The organism is Pseudomonas sp. B6001 (assembly GCF_013386015.1).
Classification (GTDB): Bacteria; Pseudomonadota; Gammaproteobacteria; order Pseudomonadales; family Pseudomonadaceae; genus Aquipseudomonas.
This window is the reverse complement of the sequence record NZ_JACAOX010000008.1, coordinates 112,857-136,804: the sequence shown is the minus strand read 5'-3', so window position 1 is coordinate 136,804 and position 23,948 is coordinate 112,857. Positions and strand designations below refer to the sequence as shown.

The window sequence follows — 23,948 nt, the reverse complement described above, 5'->3', positions numbered from 1 at the left end:
GCGCGATGATGTCCAGGTTACGCTTGAGTGTTTTATCGCTGCTGACCAGTGTGGTGCTGAGCCTGTTCGCCATGCAGGCCGCCTACGCATCCCCCACTTCCGACGCCGACGCTTGCGTGCAGCAACAGTTGGTGTTCAACCCGAAAAGCGGCGGCTTCCTGCCGATCAACAACTTCAACGCCACCGGCCAGAGCTTCATGAATTGCTTTGGCTGGCAGTTGTTCATTGCCCTGAACTGGCCGGTGAATCCCGGTTGGCCAGCCACACCTGCCCTCGCGGGGGAGCCGGACATGAACAGTACCCTGGCGCAATTCGGCGTACCGACTGCCTCCGGGCAGCCGATGAGCGTGGCGCCGGTATGGGCCAGCTACAAGGACGCCAACGATATCTTCCTGCCCGGCGCGCCCGCGCCCACCGGCTGGGGCGTGCAAACCCTGGTGCCGTCCAATTGCAGCACCCAGGGCAGCCTCAGGGCGATGTCGGTGGGAGCGCGCAAGTTCATGACCGCCACCTCCGAAAGCGCGATCAACGCGCGGCATGGGTTTCACCTGTCCAGCGGCACCCTGGCCTCGATTCCGGACCCGATCATGGAAGCCTCCGGCGGCTGGCTGACAGACCAGTCGCAGAACCTGGTGTTTTTTGAACGCAAGGTGGGCAAGGCCGAGTTCGACTACATCGTCAGCAAAGGGCTGTACGACGCGGCCAACCAGCTGAAAGTCGCGCAGAACCTCGACAACCAGAACCCCGGCGGGCTGTCCTTGCCCATCGGTGAACCCATGCGCTCGCTGCCGCCCAACCCGGTGCCGCAGGAGCAACTGGGAGCTCTGGAGGTCAAGGCAGCATGGCGAATCCTCACCGGCAAACCCGAGCTCTACGGACGTTACCTGACCACCGTCGCCTGGCTCAAAAACCCGGCCACCTTGCAGTGCACCCAGCAGGTGGTGGGCCTGGTGGGCCTGCATATCATCAACAAGACCCAGGCCTCGCCCAACTTCATCTGGACCACCTTCGAGCAAGTGGACAACGTGCCGGAACCCAACCAGGTGCCGCCACAACAAACGCCGCCCGACAGCTTTGCCTTCAACAACCCGAACTGCGGCACCGGCCCCGAATGCACGCCGAACGTTGCGCGTATCCAGTGCAAGCAGCAGCATCCGGACCGCGACTGCACCGAGCCGTTTCCACGGGACCAACCCGTGCAGACCACCCGGGAACATCCGCTGCCCACTGAACTGCAGGCGCTTAACGGCGCGGTGCAGGCCAATTTTGCCCAGCAGAGCCAGGGCAAGTCGGTGTTCCAGTACTACAAACTGATCAACGTACTCTGGACCCTCACCCCCAACCCGCCCACCCAGCCGGAACCGGGTGTCAGTGCGCAGGTGCCGCTGTCCTACGGGCCATTTATCAGCCAGGGCAACGTACCGGTGGCCAACACCACCCTGGAGACCTACGTCCAGGGCGATAACTGCAATGCCTGTCATCAGTACGCGACCATCGCCGGCAGCTCGACCCTGGCCTCGGACTTTTCGTTCCTGTTCAACAGTGCCGATTCGGCCAGCAAGAAAAGCCTGGTCAAGCGCGTAAAAGCCTTCCAGACCCTCAAGGACGGTTCACCCTGAACTCGACTGTTCAGACCGCTGCTCAAGGTTTCTCGGTGCTGTAAGGCCTTGAGCATTTGGTCCTTGCGCTAGCTCCTGCTGGTTAAAAGAGGCGCCCCTTATCAAGTAACGCCCGAAATGTCCGACAGCCCCCCGCATCTACCCGGTAAGACCGCTCTCGAGGGATATGGTATGGCCATCCGCCGGCCACTCATGACTTTTGGTAAAGAGTCCTTTTCGGATTCAGCGGTTTTTCCGAAGGAACGAGAGGCCGATACTCGACTCCATTGTTCACACCACTTCAGGAGTCACTCATGTCCATTCCCGCATTCGGCCTCGGCACGTTCCGCCTGCAAGGCCAGGTCGTCATCGACTCCGTCAGCACCGGCCTGGAGCTGGGCTATCGCGTCATCGACACCGCACAAATCTACGAAAACGAAGCCGACGTCGGCCAGGCCATCGCCGACAGCGGCATCCCAAGGGACGAGCTGTTCATCACCAGCAAGATCTGGATCGCCAACTTCGCCGAAGGCCAGCTGATTCCCAGCCTCAAGGAAAGCCTGCGCAAACTCCAGACCGACTACCTGGACCTGACCCTGATCCACTGGCCATCGCCGGAAGACCAGGTACCGGTCGCCGAGTTCATGGGCCAGTTGCTGGAAGCCAAGCGCCAGGGCCTGACCCGCCAGATCGGTATTTCCAACTTCACCGTCGACCTGATGAAGCAGGCAATTGCCGCCGTCGGTGCCGAGCACATCGCGACCAACCAGGTGGAACTGCACCCGTACCTGCAAAACCGCACCGTGGCGGAGTTTGCCAAGGCCCATGGCATCCAGATCACTTCCTACATGACCCTGGCCTACGGCGAAGTGCTGAAGGACCCGGTGATCCAGCAGATCGCCGAACGTCATCAGGCAACCCCGGCGCAAGTGACCCTGGCGTGGGCCATGCAACTGGGCTACGCGGTGATCCCGTCGTCGACCAAGCGCGCCAACCTGGCCAGCAACCTCAAGGCTCTGGACCTGACCCTGAGTGACGCTGACATGGCGCAGATCGCCGCCCTGGAGCGTGGCCATCGGCTGACCAGCCCCAAAGGCATCGCGCCGAACTGGGACTAAGCCGCAGGGCTGCCGGACAACTCCCGCAGCCACGGCAACACCCGCAACCCGTCGGTGGCTGACGGCGGGTCGATGATGTCCATGAAGTGTTCAAGGTTGATGCTGTCCGGGGTACCCGGCAGGCGCACCAGCAGGGTCGGTGCGGCGGCCGGCGTGCCCGGTTCGCGGATATCGTAGACCAGCACATGGCGAATCTGCGGGTGCTGTTCCTGGAAGGCCAGCACCCCGCCGTCGCTGTCTGCCAGCCCGGCGTTGATGATCAGCACATCGAACGGCCTGGCCGGAATCGCCGTGAGGATCCGCACTTCTTCGAACGTCTGCACCGGAACGATGCGGTAGTAGCCCAGTTGGTTGAGCATTTTTTCGATGTACAGTCGTTGCAGATGCTGTTCATCGGCGATCAGGAGGGTCAGTGCTTTGTTTGGCATGGCGAACACCTGAGCAAGAAGCGCTCGTGAAGGACTGGACGCACTATTTTCCAGACATATTCCGAAGACTAAATAAGGCATGTTCCACCTTCACGTAGGAGTTGTCCCAAACAGCTCAATGCCCCTCCGCACCGGTCAAGTCTGATTGCAATACCCCGACAGCGCGTGGTGCAGGTGCGCGAGCGCTTCATCCATGCCATCGACGGCACTGGCCAATTCGTCGCGGGCCTGACGTTCACAAACGCTTTCCAATACCTCGCAGCAAACCATCAGTGCATGGGCCTTGACCATCTTTGCCCCGCCCTTGGTGCGATGGGCCAGGTCATGCAGGCCGGCAAAGTCTGCCTTGCGTTGCAGGTTCACCAGCTGCCCATGGTCTGCCTCAAGGCTGTCGAGCAAGGGCGCCAGCAGCTCCTTCACCGCGTCGATATCCCCGCCGGTCAGTTTCTCAAGGTGGCTCAAGTCAAAGCCTGCCGCCAGCTCATCCGTGGTGCCGGGCGCCACCGAAGGTGTGGCCGTGCGCCGCGCCAGGGCCGCATGCAAATCCTCAAGCCCGGTGGGTTTGAACAGGCAGCCATCCATGCCCGCCTGCCGGCAGCGCTCGGCTTCCTCGGGCTGGGCGTTGGCGGTAAACCCCAGCAACAGGCACGGCGCCAGGCCACGCTCGCTCTCCAGGGTGCGGATATCCCGCGCCAACTCATAACCGTCCTTGAACGGCATATTGCAGTCGGTAATCACCCCGTCAAAATGCCCGGACAGCCACAACTCAAGCCCCTCGACGCCATCTTCGGCGGTGGTGATCCGGTGCCCCAGGAAGCTCAATTGCCGGGCCAGCAGCAGCCGGTTGGCCGGGTAGTCATCCACCACCAGAATGTTCAGCGCGTGGGCCGGCGGAGTTTCCACGGCAACCGGTACGGGCGGCATCAGCGTGCTGTCGGCGACTGCCAGCTCCAGGGTGACATCCACCCGAGTGCCCTGCCCCAGCAGGCTGCTCAATTGCAATTGTCCCCCCATCATCTCGCACAGGTTGCGGCTGATGACCAGGCCCAGGCCCGAACCGCTGCGCGCCGATTGCGCAGTGTTGCTGCCCTGGATAAACGGGTTGAACAGGCGCTTCTGGTCTTCGACACTGATGCCAATGCCGGTGTCTTCCACCCACAGCCTGAGGTTCAAGTAGCCGCTGGCAATCGCCGACGAGCCGGACGCGCCAAGCCGCACCCGGCCGTGAGGGGTGAACTTGATCGCGTTGCTCAAAAGGTTCGACACCACTTGCTTGAAGCGCATCGGGTCCACCAGCACGTACCGATCAATCAGCGGGTCGAGCTCCACCTGCAGTACCAGGCCCCTGGCCCGCGCCAGCCCCTCGAAAACCCGCGCCACCGACGCCAGCAACTCGTGCAGGTTCGAAGGCTCGAGGGTCAGGGACAGGTGGCCCGATTCTATACGCGCGATATCGAGGATATCGCCGATCAATTCCAGCATGCCCCGCGACGCATCGGCGGCCACCTCCAGCGCATCGCGGTCGGCCCGGTTCTGCTCGGCGGCTTTCAGGGCCAGTTCGATCATGCCGATCACGGCGTTCATGGGCGTGCGGATTTCATGGCTCATGGTCGCGAGAAACGTGGTCTTGGCGCGGTTGGCCGCGTCGGCATCCTCCTTGGCCTCCTGCAACTGGCCGAGCAGTTGCTGCCTTTCGCTGACATCCACCCAGCCGGCGATCATGCCCACCACCTGCTCATTACCGTCGCGGTACGGCAGCATCCAGTGGTAGATGGTCAGGACCGCACCGCCCGGCACCTTGAGCACGCGGTCCTGGATCTGTGGCTCGCCCCGCTCCATCAAGCGCAGGTAATCCTGATGAAAAGACTCGGCCTGGGGGCGATTGCCGGTGTCGGTCTCGACCACGGTTTTACCGGTCACGTCCTCCAGCTTGAAACCGAACACATCAAGGTAAGCGCTATTGCACGCCATCAGCCGGCCCAGGCGATCACGCACATAAATCGGATGGGGTGTGCCGTCGATCAGCACGCCCATAAAGCGCATCTGATCACTCAGCGCCCGTTCGGCCTCGACGCGCTTGCGTATCAGCTGACGCAGATAAATCGCCCAGCCGAGGGTGATCAGCAACAGCAGCGCCGCCAGGCTGAAACCTTGAATAATCGCATTGCGGTGCCGCGCCCAGTAGCTGTCTTCAACCAATACCTCGCTACGCCAGTGGCCAGCCAATTCGTCCATTTCCTGGGGCGTAATACTCAGCAGCGCCTTGTCGAGGATCGAATACAACTCCAGTTGGCTGCGGTTGACGCCAAAGGCTATGCGGGCCGGCTCGGACCCGACCGTGCTGGTGATCCGCAACCGGTCACGGTACTCGCGGGCAATCATGTAGCGGGCGCTGATCAAGGTATTGACGGCGGCATCGGCACCGCCATCGGCCACCAGCTCCATGCCGTGCTCGGGGTTCTCGACGTCCACGAACTTGATGCTCGGATAGTCCTGGGCGATGCCCTCCTGCAGGCTATTGCTGCCAATCAGCGCCAGGCGCTTGCCGGCCATGTCTTCCAGGGTAAGGGGGCTGCCGTCATCAATGCGACTGACCAACACAAACGGATTGGTCAGGTAAGGCCGGGTAATGCGTACCTTGTCCGTGCGCTCGACGCTGGGGGTGACCACCGCGATCATGTCTGCACCACCGGTGTTGACCCTGTCGATTTGCCGGAGCATCGAGGTGCCGGGAATGAAGTCAAACTTCAATCCCGTGCGCAAGCTGATGCGGGCCAGCACCTCGGCGCTCAACCCTTCGAACGCGCCCTGCTTGTCGATAAATGAAACCGGCAGAAACTTGTCGAGTACCGCGACCTTGATTCTCGGGTTCTTGTCCAGCCAACGCTGTTCACTGGCACTCAAGCGCAGCCGGTCCGCCCCCAGGAACCCCAGGTTGCCGGCACTCCAGCGCCGCAGGATTTCCATCTGCTCGCTGACCGGGATCACCGCCAGTGCCGCATTGATGATCGACAGCAAGCGCGCGTTGTCCCGGGAAAATGCAAACGCGAAGGGATTGACCTCAAGTGACGAGAAATCGGCCATGCGGACGTTGTTCAGGTGGTTCCTGTTGATCAGGTAGTTGGTGCTGATTGCATCGCCGAGGTAAACATCTGCATGGCCGAACGCAACCGCTCCGATGGCCTCGAAAGTTGAAGGGAACAGCTGGATCCGGGCATTGGGGTAAAACGCCTGCACCGCGTCAGGCTGCATGTAGTGATAAAACATCGCCACACGTTTATCGGCCAGGTCGCTGCTCAGGCCCTGGCTGTCACCCGTGCGGGTGACCAGGGTCGGTTGATCCATGGCATAGGAGCGCGAGAGTACCAGCTGCGGGTCTGCCGCCTCGTAGCCGTTGGCAGATCCCACAAAATCCACCTCGCCACGCTTGAGCGCGGTGATGACTTCATCGCGATTGTCGTAGCGGCGCACTTCTATCGTGATGTTCAGCGCATCGGCGATCAGCGACGCGTAATCCGCCGTAATCCCCTCGAGTTCATCGCTGGTGCTCAACTCGAATGGTGCGTAGTCGGGCCCAGAGATGCCCATCAACAACCGGCGCCGTTCGCGCAGCCAGCTCCACTGCGTTTCATGCAGCCGTACGGCGGGCGTTTCAATGACGGAATGCCCCAACAGATACAGGGTGCGCGGCTCGCCAAGCGCCAGGCCTTGTGTGCAGAGCGCGCCCAGCAGCACACTTGCGCTGAGCCACAAGACCCGAAAGTTGATCATTTCAGATCAGATGATTGCGCTGGGCGAACTTGGACAAATGCACCACCGACGACATCCGCAGCTTCTCCTTCAGTCGGGTTTTATAAGTGCTGATGGTCTTGTGGCTGAGCAACATGTCCTCGGCAATTTCCTTGTTACCCAACCCCAGCGCCAGCTTCTGCAGTACGGTCAGCTCGCGGTCGGAAAGCTCTGCCACCAGGTCCTGCTCGGTGGATTGCAAATCGTCGCGGCGCACCGAGCTGGTGGGCAGGCTCGGAAAGCAGCTGTAGTTGGACATTACGGCCTTGATCGCTTTTTGCAGCTCATCCAGCTCGCCGGTCTTGGCGACAAACCCCATCGCGCCTGCACGCATGCAGCGGGTGGAAAAAAACACCGCCAGGTAGGACGTCAGCACCAGGATCTTGCACGGCAGGCCAAGCGCCTTGATCCGGCTGATCACCTCCAGGCCACCCAGCTTCGGCATCGCCAGGTCGAGGATGATCAGTTCGGGGCGTTCCTCCCGGGCAATCTGCATGGCATCGGCGCCGTTGCCGGCCTCGAAGATCGTGTCGAAGCCTTCCTGCTTCAGCAAGTAGCGGACGGTTGCGCGGATAAATGGATGGTCATCCACGATTAAAGCTTTGCTCATAAGGCTCCCCTGGGAGGATTCAGTACCGTTACACATCACACGGGACCTATCTACCTGTGAGAAATGACAGTTCCGACGAACGGAACTGAACAGTCCTACAAGCAGCAGTCGGGTCCCTCCATTTGAACAGCGCATAACCCTAGGTAGGCGGCACCTGCGTGCCTGGCTAGTCGCAAGCGCGCAACCTTACCAATGGAACGGCGTAACAACTGAAGGGATAGTCCCAGCTGTATGTAGGACTTTTCCTCACCATAAGCATAGTAAAGAGCCGGTCCCGGGGGCGCCAAGGCGGCCTAGTCGGTGGTACTCGGACTCCAGAACGCTTGCACCACGAGGGCTGAAGTGGAAATACGCGCCACCAGCGCATCCAGTTCGTCACCGTCTACCGAGGTCACGGCCAGCGTCGCCTCGATTTCCACCTCTTCAGGACCAAAGGGACGTACGTCCACATCACTGGCCGGGTAGTTGCAGCGAGCAAGTTCGGCTTCGAGCAAGGCCAATACCGCCTTCTGCTGAGTACGCCGGGCCACCACATACAGAATGTTGGTCACCTCGGCCGACACCACGTCCAGTGGCTGGCGGTTGATGTTATTGACGATCGGGCGCAGCAGCGTGTTGGCCGCCAGCACAAACAGCGTACCGAGCAGCGCTTCGAGGATCAGGTCGGCACCGGCACAGGCACCCACCGCCGCCGACGCCCAGAGCGTGGCCGCAGTATTCAGGCCGCGCACGTTGCCTTCTTCACGCATGATCACACCGGCACCGAGAAAACCGATGCCCGAGACCACATAGGCCACGACCCGCACCGCCCCTTCGGCGCCGCCCAGGCGGTTGGCCATGTCGACGAAAATCGCCGCTCCCACCGCCACCAGCACGTTGGTGCGCAGCCCCGCCGTGCGCTGGCGGTACTGACGCTCAAACCCGATCAGGCCACCGAGAATGAAGGCCGCGGTGAGGCTGACCAGCGTGTCGATCAGCGAGTTGAGGTTGATGTTGTTGATTGCTTGCATAGGCGTCTTCCCTATTCATTACCAGCCAAACTTACGCGAGGAAACCTTCGGCCAGGTACGACCATCCTGGGCCGTGATTGAGTCACGGGCACGACAGGACAGGCCCGCCCGTCGCAAACGACAGGCGCGTCCGCAGTACCGCGATGCAAGGCATCACGTACTGTTAGCGTCGATGAGAGGGAATTCGGAATCGGGCCAGGACTGGCCGCCATCGAAATGCCGCTTCTCGCTTCTGGGCGAGACAACGGCATCGGAAAAATGCGCGTTATCTTGCCAAGTATGTGCCGGTTATCGAGACCGGCCGACGACTGTCACTCGAACAAGTACCCACTGAGGGTCTCCGCTATTGATGAAAACGCGCGAAGCTTACGCTCCGAATTAATGAGAGTAAACCGTAGGAAAATTTACCCGATGGGTTTGGGCAGGTTCTTCAGGGAGGGTTCAGGTACGCACCACTGCGCAGCTCTCCCCCCCGTAGCAGCTGTCGAGCCCAAGCGAGGCTGCGTCGGCCGCACTGCGATCATCAAGCCAGACACTCCACCGAGTCGCCGAATGCAGCCTCTCCCAGGCTCGACAGCTGCTACGCAGAAGACGGTCGATCACGCTCCACCAGCGCCAAATACTCATTGATCGCCCCACCCGCCAACGCCTTCACCTGAATGGAAACCCGATTCACCTGCCGCCCCATCTCGATGCCATCCCGAGTCCGCACCTGAACATACCCAAGCCGGGGCCAGAACCGCTCAGCCTTGACGTTCCCCACCACCAGCGTCAGCCGCAACCAGCGTGCGCCCAGGCTCACTACCCAATCCTGGAAATCGGCATGCAACTGCCGCGCAAAACCGCTGCCATGCAACGGCGTGGCCACCAACAGCAACCCGATATGCCAAACCCCGACCGCCAACAGATCCGACGCCACATTCACCACCGCAACCAACTGCCCTTCGGCATTGCGGTAGCCAATCCAATACATCCGCGTGTAGCTCCAGGTGTCGGGCAGTTCAAGAGTCAACTCATCCCGAGCCTCCGTGGGTGTGGCTGGCTCACCGTTGACCGCGAGAAAATATTCCGGGGCTGCTTCGAAAAAGCGCTGCAACTCGGCTTCATCCTCAAGGGTCAGCTCAACCACCCGAATGCCCGCTATCGAACTGCGCGGCAACTCCCCTGCTTCAACAACATCCATGTTCACCGCCCCTCAATCATCCCGCGTCAGTACTTCCAGCAACTCAATCTCAAACCGCAAATTACTGTTGGGCGTGATATGCGCCCCCATCGAGCGCTCGCCGTAGGCCAGGTGCGCCGGCACGAACAACGTGCGAATGCCGCCAACTTTCATGCACATCAGCCCCTGGTCCCAGCCCTTGATGACGCGACCGGTGCCGATCACGCACTGAAACGGCTTGCCGCGTTCCCATGAGGAGTCGAACACCGTGCCGTCTTCCAGAGTGCCGGTGTATTGCGTGGTGATCAGGGCGCCTTTGACCACGGTTTTGCCGTCGCCGAGGCGGATGTCGGTGATTTCCAGTTCGGTGCTCATCGTGCTCTCCCGCTATCCAAAGTCACAGCCAATGCCAGAACCGGCTCCAGAACCCACGCCCCAGATCATTCTTGCAGCCCGCATATTGCGCCGCATACATCTGCGAACGCGCCTGCACCTTCCCCGCCACCGGCATCAGCCAGGCTTTGCTCGCGTAGGTACGCTGCCGGTAACCGCCCCAGCCTTCGTGGTAATTCAGGTACTGGCCGTAGGCATCGTATTTGTATACGCCGTTAATGGTGTAGGTCTTGTCCATGTACCAGCCGACAAAGTCGATGGCGTCGTCAAAGTCCTGCCGGCTGGCGCCGTAGCGTCCGGTGCTTTTCTGGTAGTCGCTCCACACTTCGTCCTTGGCCTGGGCGTAGCCGGAGGCCGTAGACACACGACCCCAGGGGATGATCCACAGCAGGTACTTGCGTGGGGTCTTGGCGTCCTGCCGGAAGCCCGATTCCTGATACATGATCGCGAACGGCACCTGGATCGGCACGCCCCAGCGCGCCTGGGTCACCTTGGCGGCGTCGTACCAATCGTCTTTTTCGCGGAAGATGCCGCAGATGTCGTTGGGGGTGCGGGGTGGCGAGGTGCCGCATCCCGCCAATAAGGCGGTGAGCAGCAACAGCCCTGCGGTTTTTCCTGCGTTCAAAAGCTCACCGTCTCGTCGTGAGAATAAAAGGCGGGCAGTTTACTCGTTCGCCGGGGTTCCTGCAGAGGTGAAAGCAACACGAATCCTGTGGCGAGGGAGCTTGCTCCCGCTGGAGCGCGAAGCGCTCCCGAACCGGTTGACGCGGTATGCCCGAGGCACTGCGATCATCGGTTTTGGGGCGGCTGCGCAGCCCAGCGGGAGCAAGCTCCCTCGCCACATTTTGGTGGGTGGTTCAGGCAGTGACGACCGCCGTCAGTTCCAGTTCCAGCAGGCCGTTGCTGGGTAATCCCGCCACGCCCACCGCCGAACGCGCATGCCGGCCGTGCTCGCCAAACAGCTCAATCAACAGTTGCGACGCGCCGTCGACCACCTTGGAGAAGCCCTGGAAACCTTCCCCGCCAAACACAAACCCGCGAACGAACAGGATGCGCTCGACGTTCTCCAGCCCTACCGCCTGGTCCAGCACGCTCAAGGCCCGCAGCACACAGGTCTGCCCTGCTTCGTTGACCAACTCCGTAGAGGTCTGATCCGTCACCGGCCCGGTAATCACGCTGTCACCCTGCCGACAAACCTGCCCGCTGACATACGCCACGCCTCCATGAATCGTCACCGGCACGTAGTCCCCCTTGGGGCTCGGCGCTTCGGGTAACTCCAGCCCGAGGGCTTGCAGTTTTTCGCGCACGCTCATGCCGGTTCCTCGACAAATTCCACATGCCCACCCAGCCAGCAACCTTGCACCTGCCCCGCTGCATCCCGGCGAAACCGCAGGGAGATTTGCGAAGGTCGGCCCATGGCCCGGCCCTGGCGGATGTGCACCGGGCGATCATCTGCCGTCACCAGGCCATTCTCCAACAAGCCAAACGCCAACGCGGCAGCCGCGATGCCGGTGGCGGCGTCTTCCGGGTAACCCGAGGACTTGGGAAACTGCCGCGCATCAAACTGTCGCCCTTCCAGATCCGATGGCGCATAGGGGTACAAACCGGTGGAGCCGATGCGCTCGCACAGTTGCCGCATCCGCCGGTAATCCGGTTTCAGGCTATCCAGTACCGCCACGCTTTTCAGCGCGATCAGGGTTTTCACCCGGCTGGTGCAAGCGTTCTGGATCGGCAGCGGTGCCAGTTCGTTGGAAGTGATGCCGAGCACCGACAGAATCTCGGCCTCGACTTCGGCATCGTTCAACGCCTCGACCTGGCCCTTGGGCTGGCTGATTTCCACCTGGATATCCGGGGTGCCCGCAGCGGTGATCCGCGCATCCACCGGACCGCTCAGGGTCGATAACGTCAGGCGGTCCTTGTGCAGCCTGCCCAACCGATCCAGCAGCCACACCGCTCCCACGGTGGCGTGGCCGCACATTTCCATCTCGTGGTTGGGCACCCAGAAGCGCAAGGCAAAATCGAACTCGCTGCCAACCGGTGCGGCGAACACGAAGCCGCACTCATGGCCATAGTCGCGGGCGACTTGCTGCATGTCGGCATCGCTCATGCCATCGGCGACGGCCACGGTTGGCGCGGGGTTGCCGCCACGGGCGGTGGCGGGAAAAACATTGACCAGGTGAACCTCGGGCGTCATTTCGCCTCTCCCTGAAGGGTGGAAACAGTCGGCGCCACGGCGTCGACGATGGAGTTGGTGTAGACCTGCTGCGGGTCGAGTTCGACCGGGTCGCTCTCCACAGCGTTCATGAAGCGGATGTTTTTCTCAACGCCGTCTTTCTCGATGCGCGGCGTGGCCGGGTAGGACGGCAGCGAAGCGGTCCAGGCAGCATTGAAAATGGCGGCGTCGGTGTTGGCGAAATACGGGCGCACCGACTCGCGGGCCTTGTCCGGGTCGCTGGCAATCAGGTGTTCGGCACGCCACAGGGCGCGGACCATTTTTTCGGCCGTGACCTTGTTGCTGGCCAGCCAGTCTTCACGGGCAATCATCGCAGTGAAGAGGAAGCCGTCCAGGGGTTTGTATTCGCCCTTGGCCAGGTCCATCAACACAAAGCCGCCTTGCTTCTCGGCGGTGGTGATGGTGGGTGGCGACAGCGAGAAGCCGTTGATGCTGCCCTGGGAAAACGCCGCGAGCATGTTTGGCGCGCCGCCGATGGGCATGATGGTGAAGTCTTTGTCCGGGTTGAGCCCCGCATCCTTGGCCAGGTAGCGCACCAGCATGTCGGTGGTGCTGCCAGGGCCAGTGACGCCGATCTTCAAGCCCTTGAGGGCCTGGGCACGGGCGGCCAGGGATGAGGTGGCCGACACGCCGGCCTTTTGCGCCGAGGCACCGTCGATCACCACGGTGCTGCCGAACTGGGTCTGCACGGCGGCGAATGCCTGGACATTCTGGCCTTTGGTGCGGGCGCGCACCGCGACGGCGGGCAGGCCGACGTACGCATCCGCATCACGCCCCAGCACGGCGGTGAGTGCTGCCGAGCCGCCTTTCTGGAATACGATGACGTCCACATTCAGGCCTTCATCGGCGAAGTAGCCTTGCTTCTGCGCGACGTAGATCGGCACATAGAGGAAGCCTTCGCTGGGGAACGCCAGGGTGACTTTAGTCAGGTCCCGGGCCTGCGCGGCGGGCAGGCATGAAGCGAGTAAAACGCTGGCGATGAACAGTGGTTTGAACATGATCAAGCTCCACAAAAATAAGGGGTTAAACCGCAACTTCACGTTCCGCTTCGTTGGCCTTCCACGGCATCAACTTGCGTTCGGCCAGCTTCACCGCCGTGTTCAGGATCAGCGCGAGGGCGATGATGCCCACCAGTGCGGCAAATACACCGGCGGTATCGAACTGCGAGGCTGCATCCGAGAGCAGGTAGCCCAGGCCCCGGTTGGCGGCGATGATCTCGCCCACCAGCGCGCCGATCAGCGCATAGGGCACCGACAGGCGCAGGCCGGTGAATACCCAGGTGAAAGCGGACGGGATGACCACCATGGTCAGCAGGTCGCGCTCCTTGGCGCCCATCAGGCGCAGGATGGTCAGTTGCTCGCGGGACACGTTGCGCACGCCGCTGTAGGTGTTGAGGAACACCAGGAAGAACACCACGGCCGCGGTCAGGATGACTTTCATCGGCAAGCCGATGCCGAACCAGAGGATGAACAGCGGCGCCAGCGCGACTTTCGGCAAGCTGTAGAAGGCGGTCAGGAACGGGTCGAGAATATCCGCCAGCAGCTTGGCGCGGCCCAGCACCAAACCGGCGATCAAGCCTGCGAGGGAGCCGAAGAAGAAGCCCAGCACGGCTTCCAGGGTGGTGATGCCGGCGTGGTAGAAGAACACCCCGTTCATGAGGATTTTCCACAGGCTCTGCGCCACCGCCGAAGGCCGGCTGATGAAAAATTCCACGCCGAACCAGCGGGAGACACACTCCCAGAACACCAGCAGGAAAATCAGGAACAGCAAGCGATAGACCTGGATCATACGACCTCCAGCGAGTGAGCCAATGAGGCGGGATCGGCAGCACCGGCGACGTCGGGCGCCAGGCGTTTCCAGAGGGCGGCGCAGAGTTCCACGTAGCGTGGGTCAGAGCGCAATTGCACCAGGTTGCGTTCACCGCCCAAGGGAATATCGAGCACATGATCGATGGTGCCCGGGCGACCGGCGAACACCACGCAGCGGTCCGCCAGCGCGATGGCTTCATCGACATCGTGGGTGACGAACAGCACGGTCTTGTTGAGCTTGCGGCACAGGCGCAAGAGTTCGGTCTGCAGGGTCAGGCGCATCTGCGCATCAAGGGCGCCGAAGGGTTCGTCCATCAGCAGGGTTTCCGGGTCGCTGGCCATCAAGCGCGCCATGGCCGCGCGTTTGCGCATGCCGCCGGAAAGCTGGTTGGGGTAGCTTTCGCCAAAACCGGTGAGGCCCACCAGCGCCATCAGCTCCTCGACGCGGCTGTCGATTTGAGACTTGGGCATGCGGCGGATTTGCAGCGGCACGGCGATGTTGCCGGCCACGGTGCGCCACGGCAGCAAGTGGTCGGCCTGGGTCATGTAGCCGACATGGGTGTTGACGCCCTTGACCTCGGCGCCGTCGTAATGCACCTGGCCCTCCGTGGGGCCGAAGAGCCCGGCGGTCATGTTGAGCAAGGTGGACTTGCCGCACCCCGAAGGGCCGACCAGGGTGATGATTTCGCCCCGCTGAACTTCAAGCGATACGTTGCGCACGGCCACAAACTGGCGGCCCTCGACTTTGAAGCTTTTTTGCACCCCTGCGAAGCTGATAAAGGGTTTTACACTCACCGCCCCTCCTCGTCCGGTAGGCCGGACTTGTTTGTTGTTGACGGGGTGAGGATGAACGGATGACGGATTTGCGGCGCACGGGATCGGGCCGGATCATGCGCGGGATCGGGACATCAAAAACGTTGAGGCGGTATCAGCCGCGGCGCCACTCATCCGGCGACACGCCCAGCACCCGGCGAAACACATGGGCCAGGTGTGACGGTGACTCATAGCCGACGTTATTGGCGATCTCCAGCACCGACATGCGGGTGTGCCGCAACAACGTCTGCGCGCGCTCCAGGCGCAGGCGCTGGACGTACGCCAGCACCGTCTCGCCGGTGTGCAGCGCGAACAGCCGGGTCAGATGGCGGCGCGACATGTGAAACGTCTCGGCGATTTCATCCAGCCCCGGCGCATGTTCGAGGTTGCCTTCCACGTACGCCTTGACGTCACGCACCAGCATGGCGCCGTGGCGCTCGGTAGATGAGCGTTGCAGGCTCGGCTGGCTGAGGGAAATCGCCAGGCATTCGAGCAGCAGCAAGTGATCGGCCTGGGCCACCTGGCGGCGGCGGTCGATGTACAGGTCGGGTTGGCTGAAGGCTTTTTTTGCCAGGAGCAGATGGTGCAACGGCGCGGAGGTTTGCCAGATGCCCAGGGTGGGCACGCGCAGCAAGCGGTTGGCGTCACCGGACAGGTCACGCAAGGCGTAGTGCATGTAGTCGGGGTCGACGTAGAACGCCACGTGGCCCTGGCTGGCGGTGAGTGACGAGGAGGAATGGCTGGATTGCGGCGGCACCAGTACGAACTGGCGGTCGATCACCGAGGTGGTGCGCCCGCTTTCCTCATCCTTGAAACGCAACAGGCCGTGCTCGGGCACCATCAGCATGAATTCGTCGTGGGCATGGGCCCCGGTTTCATAGGCGCCGTTGGAGTTGAAGACGCTGTAGATGTCGCGCATCGCCAGGCACTGCCAGTGGATGTTGGAGTGCTGACACTAGCATGTTTGGTGCCAGCGAAGCATCGTGGCGAGGGAGCTTGCTCCCTCGCCACATAGATCACCTCAGGTCATGATCAGGCCAACGGTACACGACGGGTGGAAATCGCCAGGCGACCCACGCCGAAGCTCAACGCTGCGCCCAGCAGCAACATCAACAAGGTGCTCCACGCAGCACGGGACAGTTGCTTGGCCGCGACTTCACCGGCTTCACGGGCTTTCTGTTCAGCCTGTTGCTTCAGTTCGTCGACCTTCTGCACGGCCTGCTGGTAGGCCTGGGCGTAGTTGTCGACAATCTGGGTGGCCTCAGCCTGGCTCTTGCCGGTACGGGCCGCAACAATATTGACCAGTGCCTGCTTGTCCGCCGCGTTCAACGCCGGCTCACCGGAAGCCTTGACCCGCTCGAACCACTGCTTCAATTCATCACCAGCCTGGGCTGGGTTGGTCGCGGCATCGTTGGCCGACTGCTTGCCGTCCGCAGCCGCCTGATCGGCTTTTTGCTCAACGTTGGCCGGGTCCAGTTCAGGTTTGCCGCTCTGCTTGAGCAGTGTGTCGAGCTGACCTTGCAGGCTGTTCCAGTCCAGCTTGATGCCCTGCTCATTCAGTTGCTGCTTGACGCTGTCGCTGATACCCGGCGCCACGGCAGCGATCCCGCTGCCGGCAGCCGACAGGCCCTTGCCGACGACATTGCCCGCCGCTCCCACAACGCTGGTGGCCAGCGCGGCCAGCAGCCAGGTGGTGAGCAAGGTGGTGATGGTCCAGCTCAGCACGCCGTGCAGGCCGCCGCGATCCGGCGCAGTACGCCCGGCCACGAATGCACCGGCACCGATTGCCAGCAGCGTCGAGACAAACAGCCAGATCCCGGCACCGGTGCCGAAACCACTCAGCGGGTTACCCGCGGCCATCGGGTCTATCGCGCTGGCGCCAATCGCGGTGCCGAGTACGCTCAATACCAGATAGGTCACCAGGGCAATTGCACTACCGGCCAATACCGAGCCCCAGGACACACGAAACAGCGAACGGTTGGTTTCATAGACAGTGGTCATGTTAAATCCTTTGAACAGTGGGTAGGTGGCCAGTTTGGCGAGGCACCTGCCCTGCGGTCTCGACACAATTGCACTAGGCGCACTGGTGCATTCGCACCCCGCGCCGGGCACTTTCTCTGCACTATCCTGAGCCTCAGGTGTCGTACTTCCCATGCGACTTACCCCAGGAGAAACCATGAGCCAGGCCGTCCTCGCCAAAGAAACCAACCGCCGCCAACTGCAGCAGATCATCTCCGGCTTGTCCGATGGGGTGATCCTCGCCGAGGCCGACCAGACCATACTCTGGGCCAATGAAGCCGCGCTGCTGATGCATGGCGTGGATAAAGTCGAAGACCTGGGTGCCAACACCAAGGAATACGCCGCGCGCTTTGCCTTGCGGTATCGCAACAACCACCCGTTGGTGCTGGAGAATTATCCTCTGAGCCGGGTGGCAGACGGTGAAGAGTTCAGCGATGTGGTGGTGGAAGTCACCCCCACCGGCGACGAGGAAAAAGTCTGGGTGCATCGCCTGCGCAGCCTGGTGCTCGACGACGCGTCGGGCGAGCCGGAATTGCTGGTGTTGATCCTGAGCGACGCCACCGAATGGGCCAGCGCCGAACAGCGCTTCGAAAAGACCTTCAATGCCAACCCGGCGCCGGCGGTGATTTGCCGCCTGAGCGACCTGCGCTACATCAAGGTCAACCAGGGCTTCCTGGAGATGACCGGCTACAACCGCGACCAGGTGATCGGCCACTCGGTGTATGAACTGGACGTGCTGGAACAGGCCGAAAACAAGGACCTGGCCGTCAAGCGCCTGGGCGAAGGCGCGACCATTCCACAGATGCAAGCCGAACTGAAACTGCCCGAAGGCGGCAGCAAACTGGTGATCGTGGCCGGCCAGCCGCTGGACATGAATGAGGAAGACTGCATGCTGTTTTCCTTCACCGACCTGGAGCCTCGCCGCAAGGCCGAAACCGCCCTGCGTCAGAGCGAGGAACGCTTCGCCAAGTCGTTCCGCCTGACGCCGGTGCCGACCCTGGTGTGCAACGCCGCCAACCGCCAGGTGGTGGATATCAACGAAGCCTTCATGACCATCACCGGCTATACCAGTGAAGAACTGATCGGCAAATCCATCGAAGACATCGACTTTATCGACAGCCCCCAGGCCTGCACGCAACTGTTCACCACCCTGGAAAAAGCCGGCAACCTCGACGGCCTCGACCTGAAGATCCGCAAGAAAGGCAATGAGCTGATCGACTGTGTGCTGTCTGCCGACACCGTCAGTATCCAGGATGTGCCCTGCTACCTGCTGGTGCTGATGAACATCACCGAACGCAAGCGCTCCGAGCTGGAACTGGTGGCCGCGATCGAGGAAGTGATGCAGGACGCCTCATGGTTCAGCCAGACGCTGATTGAAAAACTGGCCAACGCCAAGAGCGTCAACAGCCCCAATGTACCGAACATTTCCTTTACCGACCTGACCGCCCGCGAGCGCGACGTACTGGGGTTGATTTGCGAAGGCCTGGCCGACAAGGAAATCGCTTCGCGCCTGAAACTGGCACCCAACACCGTGCGTAACCATGTGGCCACGGTGTACTCCAAACTGGGGGTGCATAGCCGTAGTGCAGCCATCGTGTGGGCCCGTGAGCGCGGGCTGTTTGCCGGTGAGTTGCGGGTTAAAAAGCCGAAATAGAGTGCAAATGCACTAGTGCGACCGGTGCAAATTCGCCTTATTGCGCGGGGGTGCACTGCTTAACCTTGAAGGGTGGGCACAGGGCTTCGGGTCCTGTGCCGTTGAGATGTCATGCCCTTTAAGGAATCCATCATGAAAAGCGAACAAGTCAAAGGCGCCGTCGAAAAAGTGGCCGGCAAGGCTCAAGGTTTTCTGGGTGATCTGACCGGTGACGAACGTCTCCAGGCCGAGGGTGTAGCTCGCCAGGCCGCTGGCCAGTTGCAGCAAACCTACGGTGACGCGCTGGACACCGTCGGCGATTTCGCCAAGCAAAAACCCCTGGCAACGGTTGCGATCGTCGCCGGTGTCGGCCTGCTGCTGGGCCTGTTGCTGCGTCGTCGCTGAGGAGAACCCTGATGTTTACGCTCTCCCAACTGCGCAACTGCATCGAAGAGGCCCTGTCGCCCCTGACCTGCGAATTCACCCTGTGCCGTGACGCGTCGTTGACGCTCAAGGTCTTCGACGCCGAAAGCGGCCGGGTGGATTTGGTGGTCACCGGGATCAGCGTCAACAAGCTGCAGACCCCGCAGGAAGTGGAAAAGATGGTCGACGAGTTGCGGTACGAATTGCAGAGCAACACCGTCGGTAAACTCAGGCTGGATGACCTGCCGCTGCGCCCTTTGTAGGAGCAGGCTTGCTCGCGAAAAACGCCCAGGCACCGCGTTCATTCAGGCGTGGCGCGTTATCGTTAACGACCTTCGTGAGCAAGCGTGCTCCTACAGTAGGTCGCGGGCTTTCAACGACGCCCCGATAAAATAGAACACCCCTCCCCCGACAATGAACGCTGCCAACATGTAGAACATGTAGTGGGCCGGCAGGTTGGCCAGCACCAGCCCGCACAGCACCGGCCCCAGGGCAGCACCGAGGTTGGAGAGGTTTTGCGCCCCGTAGTACATGCCCCGCAGGTTGTCCGGGGCGATGCGGTCGATGAACATGTACTCGGCCGGAAACACCACGATTTCGCCCACGGTGAAAATCGCCATCGCCAGGATCCACCACCACACGTTGCTCGCCAGGGCAAAGCCAATCACCCCCAGCATGAACATGCCCAGGCCGAAGATCAGCCACTGGCTCAGGTAGCGGTGGGAAATGCGCCGGCCAATCGCGTATTGCAGGGCAATCACCAACACCGCGTTGGTGGTGAGTACCGCGCTGATGATGGTGTAGGTGTATTCGGCGGTAGTGGTGGTCACCAGGTACTGCGACAGGTACGCGGTGAACTGGCCGAACACCACGGCACTGAGCAGGCCGCCGACGGTGAAGCACACCAGTCGGTGATCCCGCAGCAATACACGCCCCACCGCGAGGAACGACACCGGCTTTTGCGTGGTGTCTACCGTGGCCAGCGTGCGGTCGCCCCAACGCCAGTACAGCAGGAAAAACCCGAAGCCCAGGACCGCCGACAGGATAAACGGCAAGCTGATATCGAGCTTGGCCACCATCGCGCCAAAAAACGGCCCTACGGCATAGCCGATATTGGTCAGGGTGTACTTGATGGAAAACGCTTCGCTGCGCTCATCTTCCGGCAACAGGCTGGCAAACCCGGACTTGATCGCGATGTCGATCACCGCGTACGCCAGGTTGATCAGGATCAGGCAGCTGTAGAACGACCAGATTTCCCGGGCCAGCACCGTGCCGATAAACCCCAGGGCAAACACCACACTCAAGCTGAGCAATAGCCTATAGCTGTCGATGCGGTCTACCAGGAAACCGCCGTAGACACTCAGCAGCGAGCCGACGATCAGCGAGCTGCCGATCACCAGGCCGACCTGGCTGATGTCGAGGGCAAAGTGGTTGGTGAGGTAGATCACCAGGTACGGAAAGGTGATGGCTTTGGCCAGGGTGAGGATCAGCGTGGCCGACAACAACAGGTTCACGGTACGCGGGTAATTTCTTATTGTGGCAAGCATCCTGCTCTCATTCCGGTCAAGGTAAAGGGACCATTGCGGCCCGCAGCGGACGTACCTTAACGCAAAACAAGAAGAAAAAAATGCTGGTTTATGCATTTATGCAAAAATCAAATCCAGCGGGATGAAGCGCGATCACCCATCCCGCCGAACGCTTTATTTTTTAACGGGGATGATGTCGAGAATCGTGCCGTTGGTGGTTTTGAGCAATACGTACTTGTCGTTCACTCGAGCCCACTGGCTGTCTTCTTCCGGCTGCTTCAGGCCACGTTTCTTCCAGTCGGCAATGGCCGACTCCTTACGCATCAGAATGTCTGGCGCGCGGTCTCCCGTCTTGAGGTCGCGGGTATTGATATTCGAAGGCTGCACGGTTTTTTGCGGGGTATCTGCGGCCTGGACGGTGAGACTCGCGGCAGAGAGGCTCGCGGCAACCAGCAGGCAGGCAACAAGGGATTTGGACTTCATGGGCACTTCCTTCAATGAATGACGCGTAAAGATTCCGACCGCAGCGGCGTGGAATCATTCAGCGCCGTGATGGAAGCGGCAGATGGATGGGCGGCCAGCGACCGGGCCGGCGATTAATCGGATAAGATTGGTTCCTTTTTCCAGCCGCTCAGGAATTCCAATGACTGGTACCCACGTCATCATCATTTTCGTGACCGTTGTCACCTTGCTCGCGCTCTACGTGTTCGGCACCTACAGGGAACTGGTGGCCCTGCTCGATCGCTGCAAAAAAGCCTTCGGCCAATTCAAGGAGGCCGAACAACAATTGGCGGCGGCGCAAAATGCCTCGTCACCCAGCGCAGAAATCGCCAGCCTGGAAAGCCGTGTCGCGTTCACCCGCCAGCTCTTCCACGACTCGGTCAACAACTACAACACCTACAAGCACAAGTCGCCGACCTCGGTGGTGGCCGAGCTGCTCGGGCATCGTGATGATGTCAGCCTATCGGGGTTCGAGGCCAAGCGTACGGTCTGACCTGCCGGCGCTTACACAGGTGCACGCTGACGTGTCGGCGTGCCCTGATGAAACACCATCTGCCACTGCCCGCCGCTTTCGCGCCACACCGAACTGCGCAACGACTCCCCCGCCGCATTTGCATCCGTCGCCGCGCGCTGGCAGCGATACGTCACCAACGCCACGCCTTCGGCCAGCACCTTCATTGCAAAGTCACTGATGCTACGGACTGAAAACACCTCATCCTGCAGCCCTTCGATCACCTCGGCCTTGCTGCCCCACACATTGCCACTGGCACCAAATTCGACGAAATCATCCGCCAGCAGCACCGACAACCGCGCCGCATCTGCACGGGTGGTGCATTGGTGCAGCTCCTGTTCCAGGCGGCGTAAATGCTCTGCCAACTCCATACCCATTGCCCTCGTGAAATTAATCCTGTAATTTTTCATGAAATTTCCTGATAAGAATTTCACGAAGCGCCCATGGACAAGCAAGAAGAACTCGACGCCCTGGCGATCCTGATCCACGACCTGCGCAAGCACAAGAAGCTCACCCTGGCGCAACTGGCGCAAAAGATCGAGCGTTCCGTGGGTTTCCTGTCCCAGGTTGAACGCGGCCTGTCGCGCCCGACCGTGGCCGACCTCACGGCCATCAGCCACGCGCTCGGTGTGCCCACCACCTATTTCTACAGCCTGTCCAAACCCAAGGCGGTGGACTGGGTCACCCGCCCCAACGAACGGCGCACGGTGTATTACGCCAATGGCATCACCGACATCCTGGTGTCGCCGAGCATGCACGGCGCGTTCTCGATCCTCGACAGCCTGCTGGCCCCCGGTGCCAACAGCGGCGAACAAACCATGAGCGACCGTGCCGAACAGGCCGGTTACGTGCTGGAGGGCGAGTTGACGCTGTGGGTCGAGGGCGAGCCGGACTCGGTCACCCTGGGCCCCGGCGACAGCTTCCACCTGGCCAGTTTTGCCCACTGCCGCTACGGCAACCTGACCGACCTGCCAGCCCGCGTGCTGTGGGTCTACAACTAGGAGCAACACCCGTGAAAAGCCATGCTTCCACGCTTTTGGCCGAAGTCCGGACCTTTCGCCAGAACCATCCCGATGTGCGCTACGTCGACCTGATTGCCCTGGACATTCCCGGGCATTTCTACGGCAAGCGCTACCCGGTGGAGATGCTGGAAAAGGTCGCCGCCGGCAGCCCGTTGAAACTGCCGCAGAACGCGGTGCTGCTGGGTGCCCAGGGCGGTCTGTTCAAGATCGGCGACTATTGCTTCCACGACGGCGACCCGGACGCCAACCGCCGCCTGGTGCCCGGCACCCTCAAGCCGGTGAGCTGGGAGGCGCAGCCGCTGGGGCAGATGTTGATCACCTCCGACGGCACCGAAGCGCCCATCGAATTCGAACCCCGGGAAGTACTGGCCAAGGTGCTGGAACGCCTGCAGCGCAAAGGCATTCACCCGGTGGTCGCGTTCGAGCTGGAGTTCTACCTGTTCGACAAAAAGCTCAGCGACGGCCTGCCGCAATTTGCCCGCGACCCGCTGAGTGATGACGCGGACGACCAGCCCAACTTGCACATCGAGCGCCTGTCACGCTTTGCGCCGGTGTTGGACGATATGGTCGAGACGGCCAAGGCTCAGGGCATCGACATCACGGTGATCACCGCCGAACTCGGCCCCGGCCAGTTCGAAATCAATTTCGGCCACCTGGAAGACGGCCTGCGCGCCGCCGACTGGGCCGCCCTGTTCTGCCGCAGCACCCGTGGCGTGGCCCTCAAGCACGGCTATCGCGCCAGCTTCATGGCCAAGCCTTACCTGCAACACCCCGGCAGCGGCATGCATGTGCACGTCAGCCTGTACGATGCGGCGGGCAATAACCTGCTGGCGGCCCACCAGCAGCAACCGTTGCGCCACGCAGTGGCGGGTTGCCTGGAACTGCTGCCGCACTGCATGCCGATCTTCTCGCCCAACCACAACGCCTTCCGCCGCCTTGGTGGCACGGTCAACGCGGCAACCCGCGCGTGCTGGGGCTTTGAAGACCGTGACGCGTGCGTGCGAATCCCTGAATCCGACCCGCGCAACCTGCGCATCGAACATCGCCTGGCAAGTGCCGATGCCAACCCGTATCTGGTATTGGCGGCGATTCTGGTGGGGCTTGAGCATGGTCTTGAAGCAGCGAAGGAGCCCATCGCCCCGCTGAACGAAGACCGCAACAGCGGCGCGGACTTCCCCGTGGAAATGCTGGAGGCGGTGCGCGCCATGCAGCATCAGCCGACGTTGCGCGAAGGCCTGGGCGCGGAGTTTGTCGACGTGTATTGCGAAAACAAACGCCAGGACCACCTGGCATTCCAGCAGGAAATTCATGCGCGGGAATATCGCTGGTATCTCTAGGCACTGATGGTTAG

25 protein-coding genes are annotated in these 23,948 nt (G+C 61.5%); 8 read left to right on the top strand and 17 right to left on the bottom strand.

The window, feature by feature from the left end; translation table 11 throughout:
• The first annotated feature begins 8 nt into the window (after positions 1 to 8).
• Entirely contained in the window at positions 9 to 1,619 is a 1,611-nt protein-coding gene (locus tag HX821_RS10750) for a hypothetical protein (protein WP_177021669.1), read from the top strand.
• A gap of 293 nt (positions 1,620 to 1,912) precedes the next feature.
• A complete protein-coding gene (dkgB, locus tag HX821_RS10745) occupies positions 1,913 to 2,716 on the top strand; it encodes a 2,5-didehydrogluconate reductase DkgB (protein ID WP_003211554.1) in 804 nt (267 codons plus the stop codon).
• Here dkgB and HX821_RS10740 read toward each other — a convergent pair.
• The 14 genes from HX821_RS10740 to HX821_RS10675 all read right to left on the bottom strand — a co-directional run bounded on the left by HX821_RS10740 (position 2,713) and on the right by HX821_RS10675 (position 16,963).
• Positions 2,713 to 3,144 carry a chemotaxis protein CheY gene (locus tag HX821_RS10740; protein ID WP_177009742.1) on the bottom strand — a complete coding sequence of 144 codons (432 nt, stop codon included), beginning with the start codon at positions 3,142 to 3,144 and terminating at the stop codon, positions 2,713 to 2,715. The two genes, dkgB and HX821_RS10740, sit on opposite strands and share 4 nt — an antisense overlap.
• 135 nt (positions 3,145 to 3,279) lie before the next feature.
• Entirely contained in the window at positions 3,280 to 6,915 is a 3,636-nt protein-coding gene (locus tag HX821_RS10735) for a transporter substrate-binding domain-containing protein (protein ID WP_177035725.1), read from the bottom strand.
• A gap of 1 nt (position 6,916) precedes the next feature.
• Complete coding sequence (locus HX821_RS10730) at positions 6,917 to 7,543, bottom strand: response regulator transcription factor (protein WP_003211560.1); 627 nt, start codon at positions 7,541 to 7,543, stop codon at positions 6,917 to 6,919.
• A 293-nt stretch (positions 7,544 to 7,836) separates the two neighbouring features.
• The gene (locus tag HX821_RS10725; RefSeq protein WP_003211562.1) at positions 7,837 to 8,553 is read right to left on the bottom strand and encodes an MgtC/SapB family protein; all 717 of its coding nucleotides are present in this window, start codon (positions 8,551 to 8,553) and stop codon (positions 7,837 to 7,839) included.
• 580 nt (positions 8,554 to 9,133) lie between these two features.
• Positions 9,134 to 9,736 (bottom strand): GNAT family N-acetyltransferase, encoded by a 603-nt coding sequence (locus HX821_RS10720; protein ID WP_177035724.1) that lies wholly within the window; start codon positions 9,734 to 9,736, stop codon positions 9,134 to 9,136.
• 12 nt (positions 9,737 to 9,748) lie between these two features.
• Positions 9,749 to 10,090 carry an FKBP-type peptidyl-prolyl cis-trans isomerase gene (locus HX821_RS10715; RefSeq protein WP_177035723.1) on the bottom strand — a complete coding sequence of 114 codons (342 nt, stop codon included), beginning with the start codon at positions 10,088 to 10,090 and terminating at the stop codon, positions 9,749 to 9,751.
• 22 nt (positions 10,091 to 10,112) lie between these two features.
• Complete coding sequence (locus tag HX821_RS10710) at positions 10,113 to 10,733, bottom strand: hypothetical protein (protein ID WP_023658938.1); 621 nt, start codon at positions 10,731 to 10,733, stop codon at positions 10,113 to 10,115.
• 232 nt (positions 10,734 to 10,965) lie between these two features.
• Positions 10,966 to 11,421: a RidA family protein gene (locus HX821_RS10705; protein ID WP_102604868.1), complete on the bottom strand. Its 456-nt coding sequence runs from the start codon at positions 11,419 to 11,421 to the stop codon at positions 10,966 to 10,968.
• Positions 11,418 to 12,302, bottom strand: coding sequence for a PhzF family phenazine biosynthesis protein (locus HX821_RS10700; RefSeq protein WP_177035722.1), 885 nt, complete (start codon positions 12,300 to 12,302; stop codon positions 11,418 to 11,420). The genes HX821_RS10705 and HX821_RS10700 overlap by 4 nt, the downstream gene beginning before the upstream one ends.
• Positions 12,299 to 13,339, bottom strand: a complete 1,041-nt coding sequence (locus HX821_RS10695) for an ABC transporter substrate-binding protein (RefSeq protein WP_008435866.1) — start codon at positions 13,337 to 13,339, stop codon at positions 12,299 to 12,301. The genes HX821_RS10700 and HX821_RS10695 overlap by 4 nt, the downstream gene beginning before the upstream one ends.
• A gap of 25 nt (positions 13,340 to 13,364) precedes the next feature.
• Positions 13,365 to 14,129 carry an ABC transporter permease gene (locus HX821_RS10690; protein ID WP_008435867.1) on the bottom strand — a complete coding sequence of 255 codons (765 nt, stop codon included), beginning with the start codon at positions 14,127 to 14,129 and terminating at the stop codon, positions 13,365 to 13,367.
• The gene (locus HX821_RS10685; RefSeq protein ID WP_177035721.1) at positions 14,126 to 14,944 is read right to left on the bottom strand and encodes an ABC transporter ATP-binding protein; all 819 of its coding nucleotides are present in this window, start codon (positions 14,942 to 14,944) and stop codon (positions 14,126 to 14,128) included. Before HX821_RS10685 ends, HX821_RS10690 begins: the two co-directional genes overlap by 4 nt.
• Before the next feature lie 133 nt (positions 14,945 to 15,077).
• Entirely contained in the window at positions 15,078 to 15,881 is an 804-nt protein-coding gene (locus tag HX821_RS10680; protein ID WP_003211578.1) for an AraC family transcriptional regulator, read from the bottom strand.
• Positions 15,882 to 15,994: 113 nt separating this feature from the next.
• Complete coding sequence (locus HX821_RS10675) at positions 15,995 to 16,963, bottom strand: hypothetical protein (protein ID WP_003211580.1); 969 nt, start codon at positions 16,961 to 16,963, stop codon at positions 15,995 to 15,997.
• A 175-nt stretch (positions 16,964 to 17,138) separates the two neighbouring features.
• On the opposite strand from HX821_RS10675, the gene HX821_RS10670 reads away from it, so the two are divergent.
• The 3 genes from HX821_RS10670 (at position 17,139) to HX821_RS10660 (ending at position 19,300) form a co-directional block, all read left to right on the top strand.
• The gene (locus tag HX821_RS10670; protein ID WP_003211582.1) at positions 17,139 to 18,635 is read left to right on the top strand and encodes a PAS domain S-box protein; all 1,497 of its coding nucleotides are present in this window, start codon (positions 17,139 to 17,141) and stop codon (positions 18,633 to 18,635) included.
• A 132-nt stretch (positions 18,636 to 18,767) separates the two neighbouring features.
• Complete coding sequence (locus HX821_RS10665; RefSeq protein WP_003211583.1) at positions 18,768 to 19,019, top strand: CsbD family protein; 252 nt, start codon at positions 18,768 to 18,770, stop codon at positions 19,017 to 19,019.
• Between the two features lie 11 nt (positions 19,020 to 19,030).
• Positions 19,031 to 19,300 (top strand): DUF1652 domain-containing protein, encoded by a 270-nt coding sequence (locus HX821_RS10660; RefSeq protein ID WP_003211585.1) that lies wholly within the window; start codon positions 19,031 to 19,033, stop codon positions 19,298 to 19,300.
• A gap of 90 nt (positions 19,301 to 19,390) precedes the next feature.
• On the opposite strand, the gene HX821_RS10655 is transcribed toward HX821_RS10660, so the two are convergent.
• Together HX821_RS10655 and HX821_RS10650 are read right to left on the bottom strand one after the other, a co-directional pair.
• Positions 19,391 to 20,584, bottom strand: coding sequence for an MFS transporter (locus HX821_RS10655; RefSeq protein WP_177035720.1), 1,194 nt, complete (start codon positions 20,582 to 20,584; stop codon positions 19,391 to 19,393).
• A 153-nt stretch (positions 20,585 to 20,737) separates the two neighbouring features.
• Entirely contained in the window at positions 20,738 to 21,046 is a 309-nt protein-coding gene (locus HX821_RS10650) for an RcnB family protein (protein WP_177035719.1), read from the bottom strand.
• Between the two features lie 160 nt (positions 21,047 to 21,206).
• On the opposite strand from HX821_RS10650, the gene HX821_RS10645 reads away from it, so the two are divergent.
• The gene (locus HX821_RS10645) at positions 21,207 to 21,557 is read left to right on the top strand and encodes a LemA family protein (RefSeq protein ID WP_003211591.1); all 351 of its coding nucleotides are present in this window, start codon (positions 21,207 to 21,209) and stop codon (positions 21,555 to 21,557) included.
• Positions 21,558 to 21,568: 11 nt separating this feature from the next.
• Here HX821_RS10645 and HX821_RS10640 read toward each other — a convergent pair whose 3' ends face one another.
• Complete coding sequence (locus tag HX821_RS10640) at positions 21,569 to 21,946, bottom strand: DUF4440 domain-containing protein (RefSeq protein WP_023658940.1); 378 nt, start codon at positions 21,944 to 21,946, stop codon at positions 21,569 to 21,571.
• A gap of 72 nt (positions 21,947 to 22,018) precedes the next feature.
• Here HX821_RS10640 and HX821_RS10635 point away from each other — a divergent pair, with 72 nt between their 5' ends.
• Complete coding sequence (locus HX821_RS10635) at positions 22,019 to 22,576, top strand: helix-turn-helix domain-containing protein (protein ID WP_003211595.1); 558 nt, start codon at positions 22,019 to 22,021, stop codon at positions 22,574 to 22,576.
• A gap of 11 nt (positions 22,577 to 22,587) precedes the next feature.
• Entirely contained in the window at positions 22,588 to 23,934 is a 1,347-nt protein-coding gene (locus HX821_RS10630; protein WP_087694088.1) for a glutamine synthetase family protein, read from the top strand.
• Positions 23,935 to 23,948 lie beyond the last annotated feature (14 nt).

Excerpts from the sequence above, each read along its gene's own strand:
- HX821_RS10750 (WP_177021669.1), top strand. The coding sequence starts at position 9 with ATGTCCAGGTTACGCTTGAGTGTTTTATCGCTGCTGACCAGTGTGGTG.
- dkgB (WP_003211554.1), top strand. The coding sequence starts at position 1,913 with ATGTCCATTCCCGCATTCGGCCTCGGCACGTTCCGCCTGCAAGGCCAG.
- HX821_RS10740 (WP_177009742.1), bottom strand. The coding sequence starts at position 3,144 with ATGCCAAACAAAGCACTGACCCTCCTGATCGCCGATGAACAGCATCTG.
- HX821_RS10735 (WP_177035725.1), bottom strand. The coding sequence starts at position 6,915 with ATGATCAACTTTCGGGTCTTGTGGCTCAGCGCAAGTGTGCTGCTGGGC.
- HX821_RS10730 (WP_003211560.1), bottom strand. The coding sequence starts at position 7,543 with ATGAGCAAAGCTTTAATCGTGGATGACCATCCATTTATCCGCGCAACC.
- HX821_RS10725 (WP_003211562.1), bottom strand. The coding sequence starts at position 8,553 with ATGCAAGCAATCAACAACATCAACCTCAACTCGCTGATCGACACGCTG.
- HX821_RS10720 (WP_177035724.1), bottom strand. The coding sequence starts at position 9,736 with ATGGATGTTGTTGAAGCAGGGGAGTTGCCGCGCAGTTCGATAGCGGGC.
- HX821_RS10715 (WP_177035723.1), bottom strand. The coding sequence starts at position 10,090 with ATGAGCACCGAACTGGAAATCACCGACATCCGCCTCGGCGACGGCAAA.
- HX821_RS10705 (WP_102604868.1), bottom strand. The coding sequence starts at position 11,421 with ATGAGCGTGCGCGAAAAACTGCAAGCCCTCGGGCTGGAGTTACCCGAA.
- HX821_RS10700 (WP_177035722.1), bottom strand. The coding sequence starts at position 12,302 with ATGACGCCCGAGGTTCACCTGGTCAATGTTTTTCCCGCCACCGCCCGT.
- HX821_RS10695 (WP_008435866.1), bottom strand. The coding sequence starts at position 13,339 with ATGTTCAAACCACTGTTCATCGCCAGCGTTTTACTCGCTTCATGCCTG.
- HX821_RS10690 (WP_008435867.1), bottom strand. The coding sequence starts at position 14,129 with ATGATCCAGGTCTATCGCTTGCTGTTCCTGATTTTCCTGCTGGTGTTC.
- HX821_RS10680 (WP_003211578.1), bottom strand. The coding sequence starts at position 15,881 with ATGCGCGACATCTACAGCGTCTTCAACTCCAACGGCGCCTATGAAACC.
- HX821_RS10675 (WP_003211580.1), bottom strand. The coding sequence starts at position 16,963 with ATGACCACTGTCTATGAAACCAACCGTTCGCTGTTTCGTGTGTCCTGG.
- HX821_RS10670 (WP_003211582.1), top strand. The coding sequence starts at position 17,139 with ATGAGCCAGGCCGTCCTCGCCAAAGAAACCAACCGCCGCCAACTGCAG.
- HX821_RS10665 (WP_003211583.1), top strand. The coding sequence starts at position 18,768 with ATGAAAAGCGAACAAGTCAAAGGCGCCGTCGAAAAAGTGGCCGGCAAG.
- HX821_RS10660 (WP_003211585.1), top strand. The coding sequence starts at position 19,031 with ATGTTTACGCTCTCCCAACTGCGCAACTGCATCGAAGAGGCCCTGTCG.
- HX821_RS10655 (WP_177035720.1), bottom strand. The coding sequence starts at position 20,584 with ATGCTTGCCACAATAAGAAATTACCCGCGTACCGTGAACCTGTTGTTG.
- HX821_RS10650 (WP_177035719.1), bottom strand. The coding sequence starts at position 21,046 with ATGAAGTCCAAATCCCTTGTTGCCTGCCTGCTGGTTGCCGCGAGCCTC.
- HX821_RS10645 (WP_003211591.1), top strand. The coding sequence starts at position 21,207 with ATGACTGGTACCCACGTCATCATCATTTTCGTGACCGTTGTCACCTTG.
- HX821_RS10640 (WP_023658940.1), bottom strand. The coding sequence starts at position 21,946 with ATGGAGTTGGCAGAGCATTTACGCCGCCTGGAACAGGAGCTGCACCAA.
- HX821_RS10635 (WP_003211595.1), top strand. The coding sequence starts at position 22,019 with ATGGACAAGCAAGAAGAACTCGACGCCCTGGCGATCCTGATCCACGAC.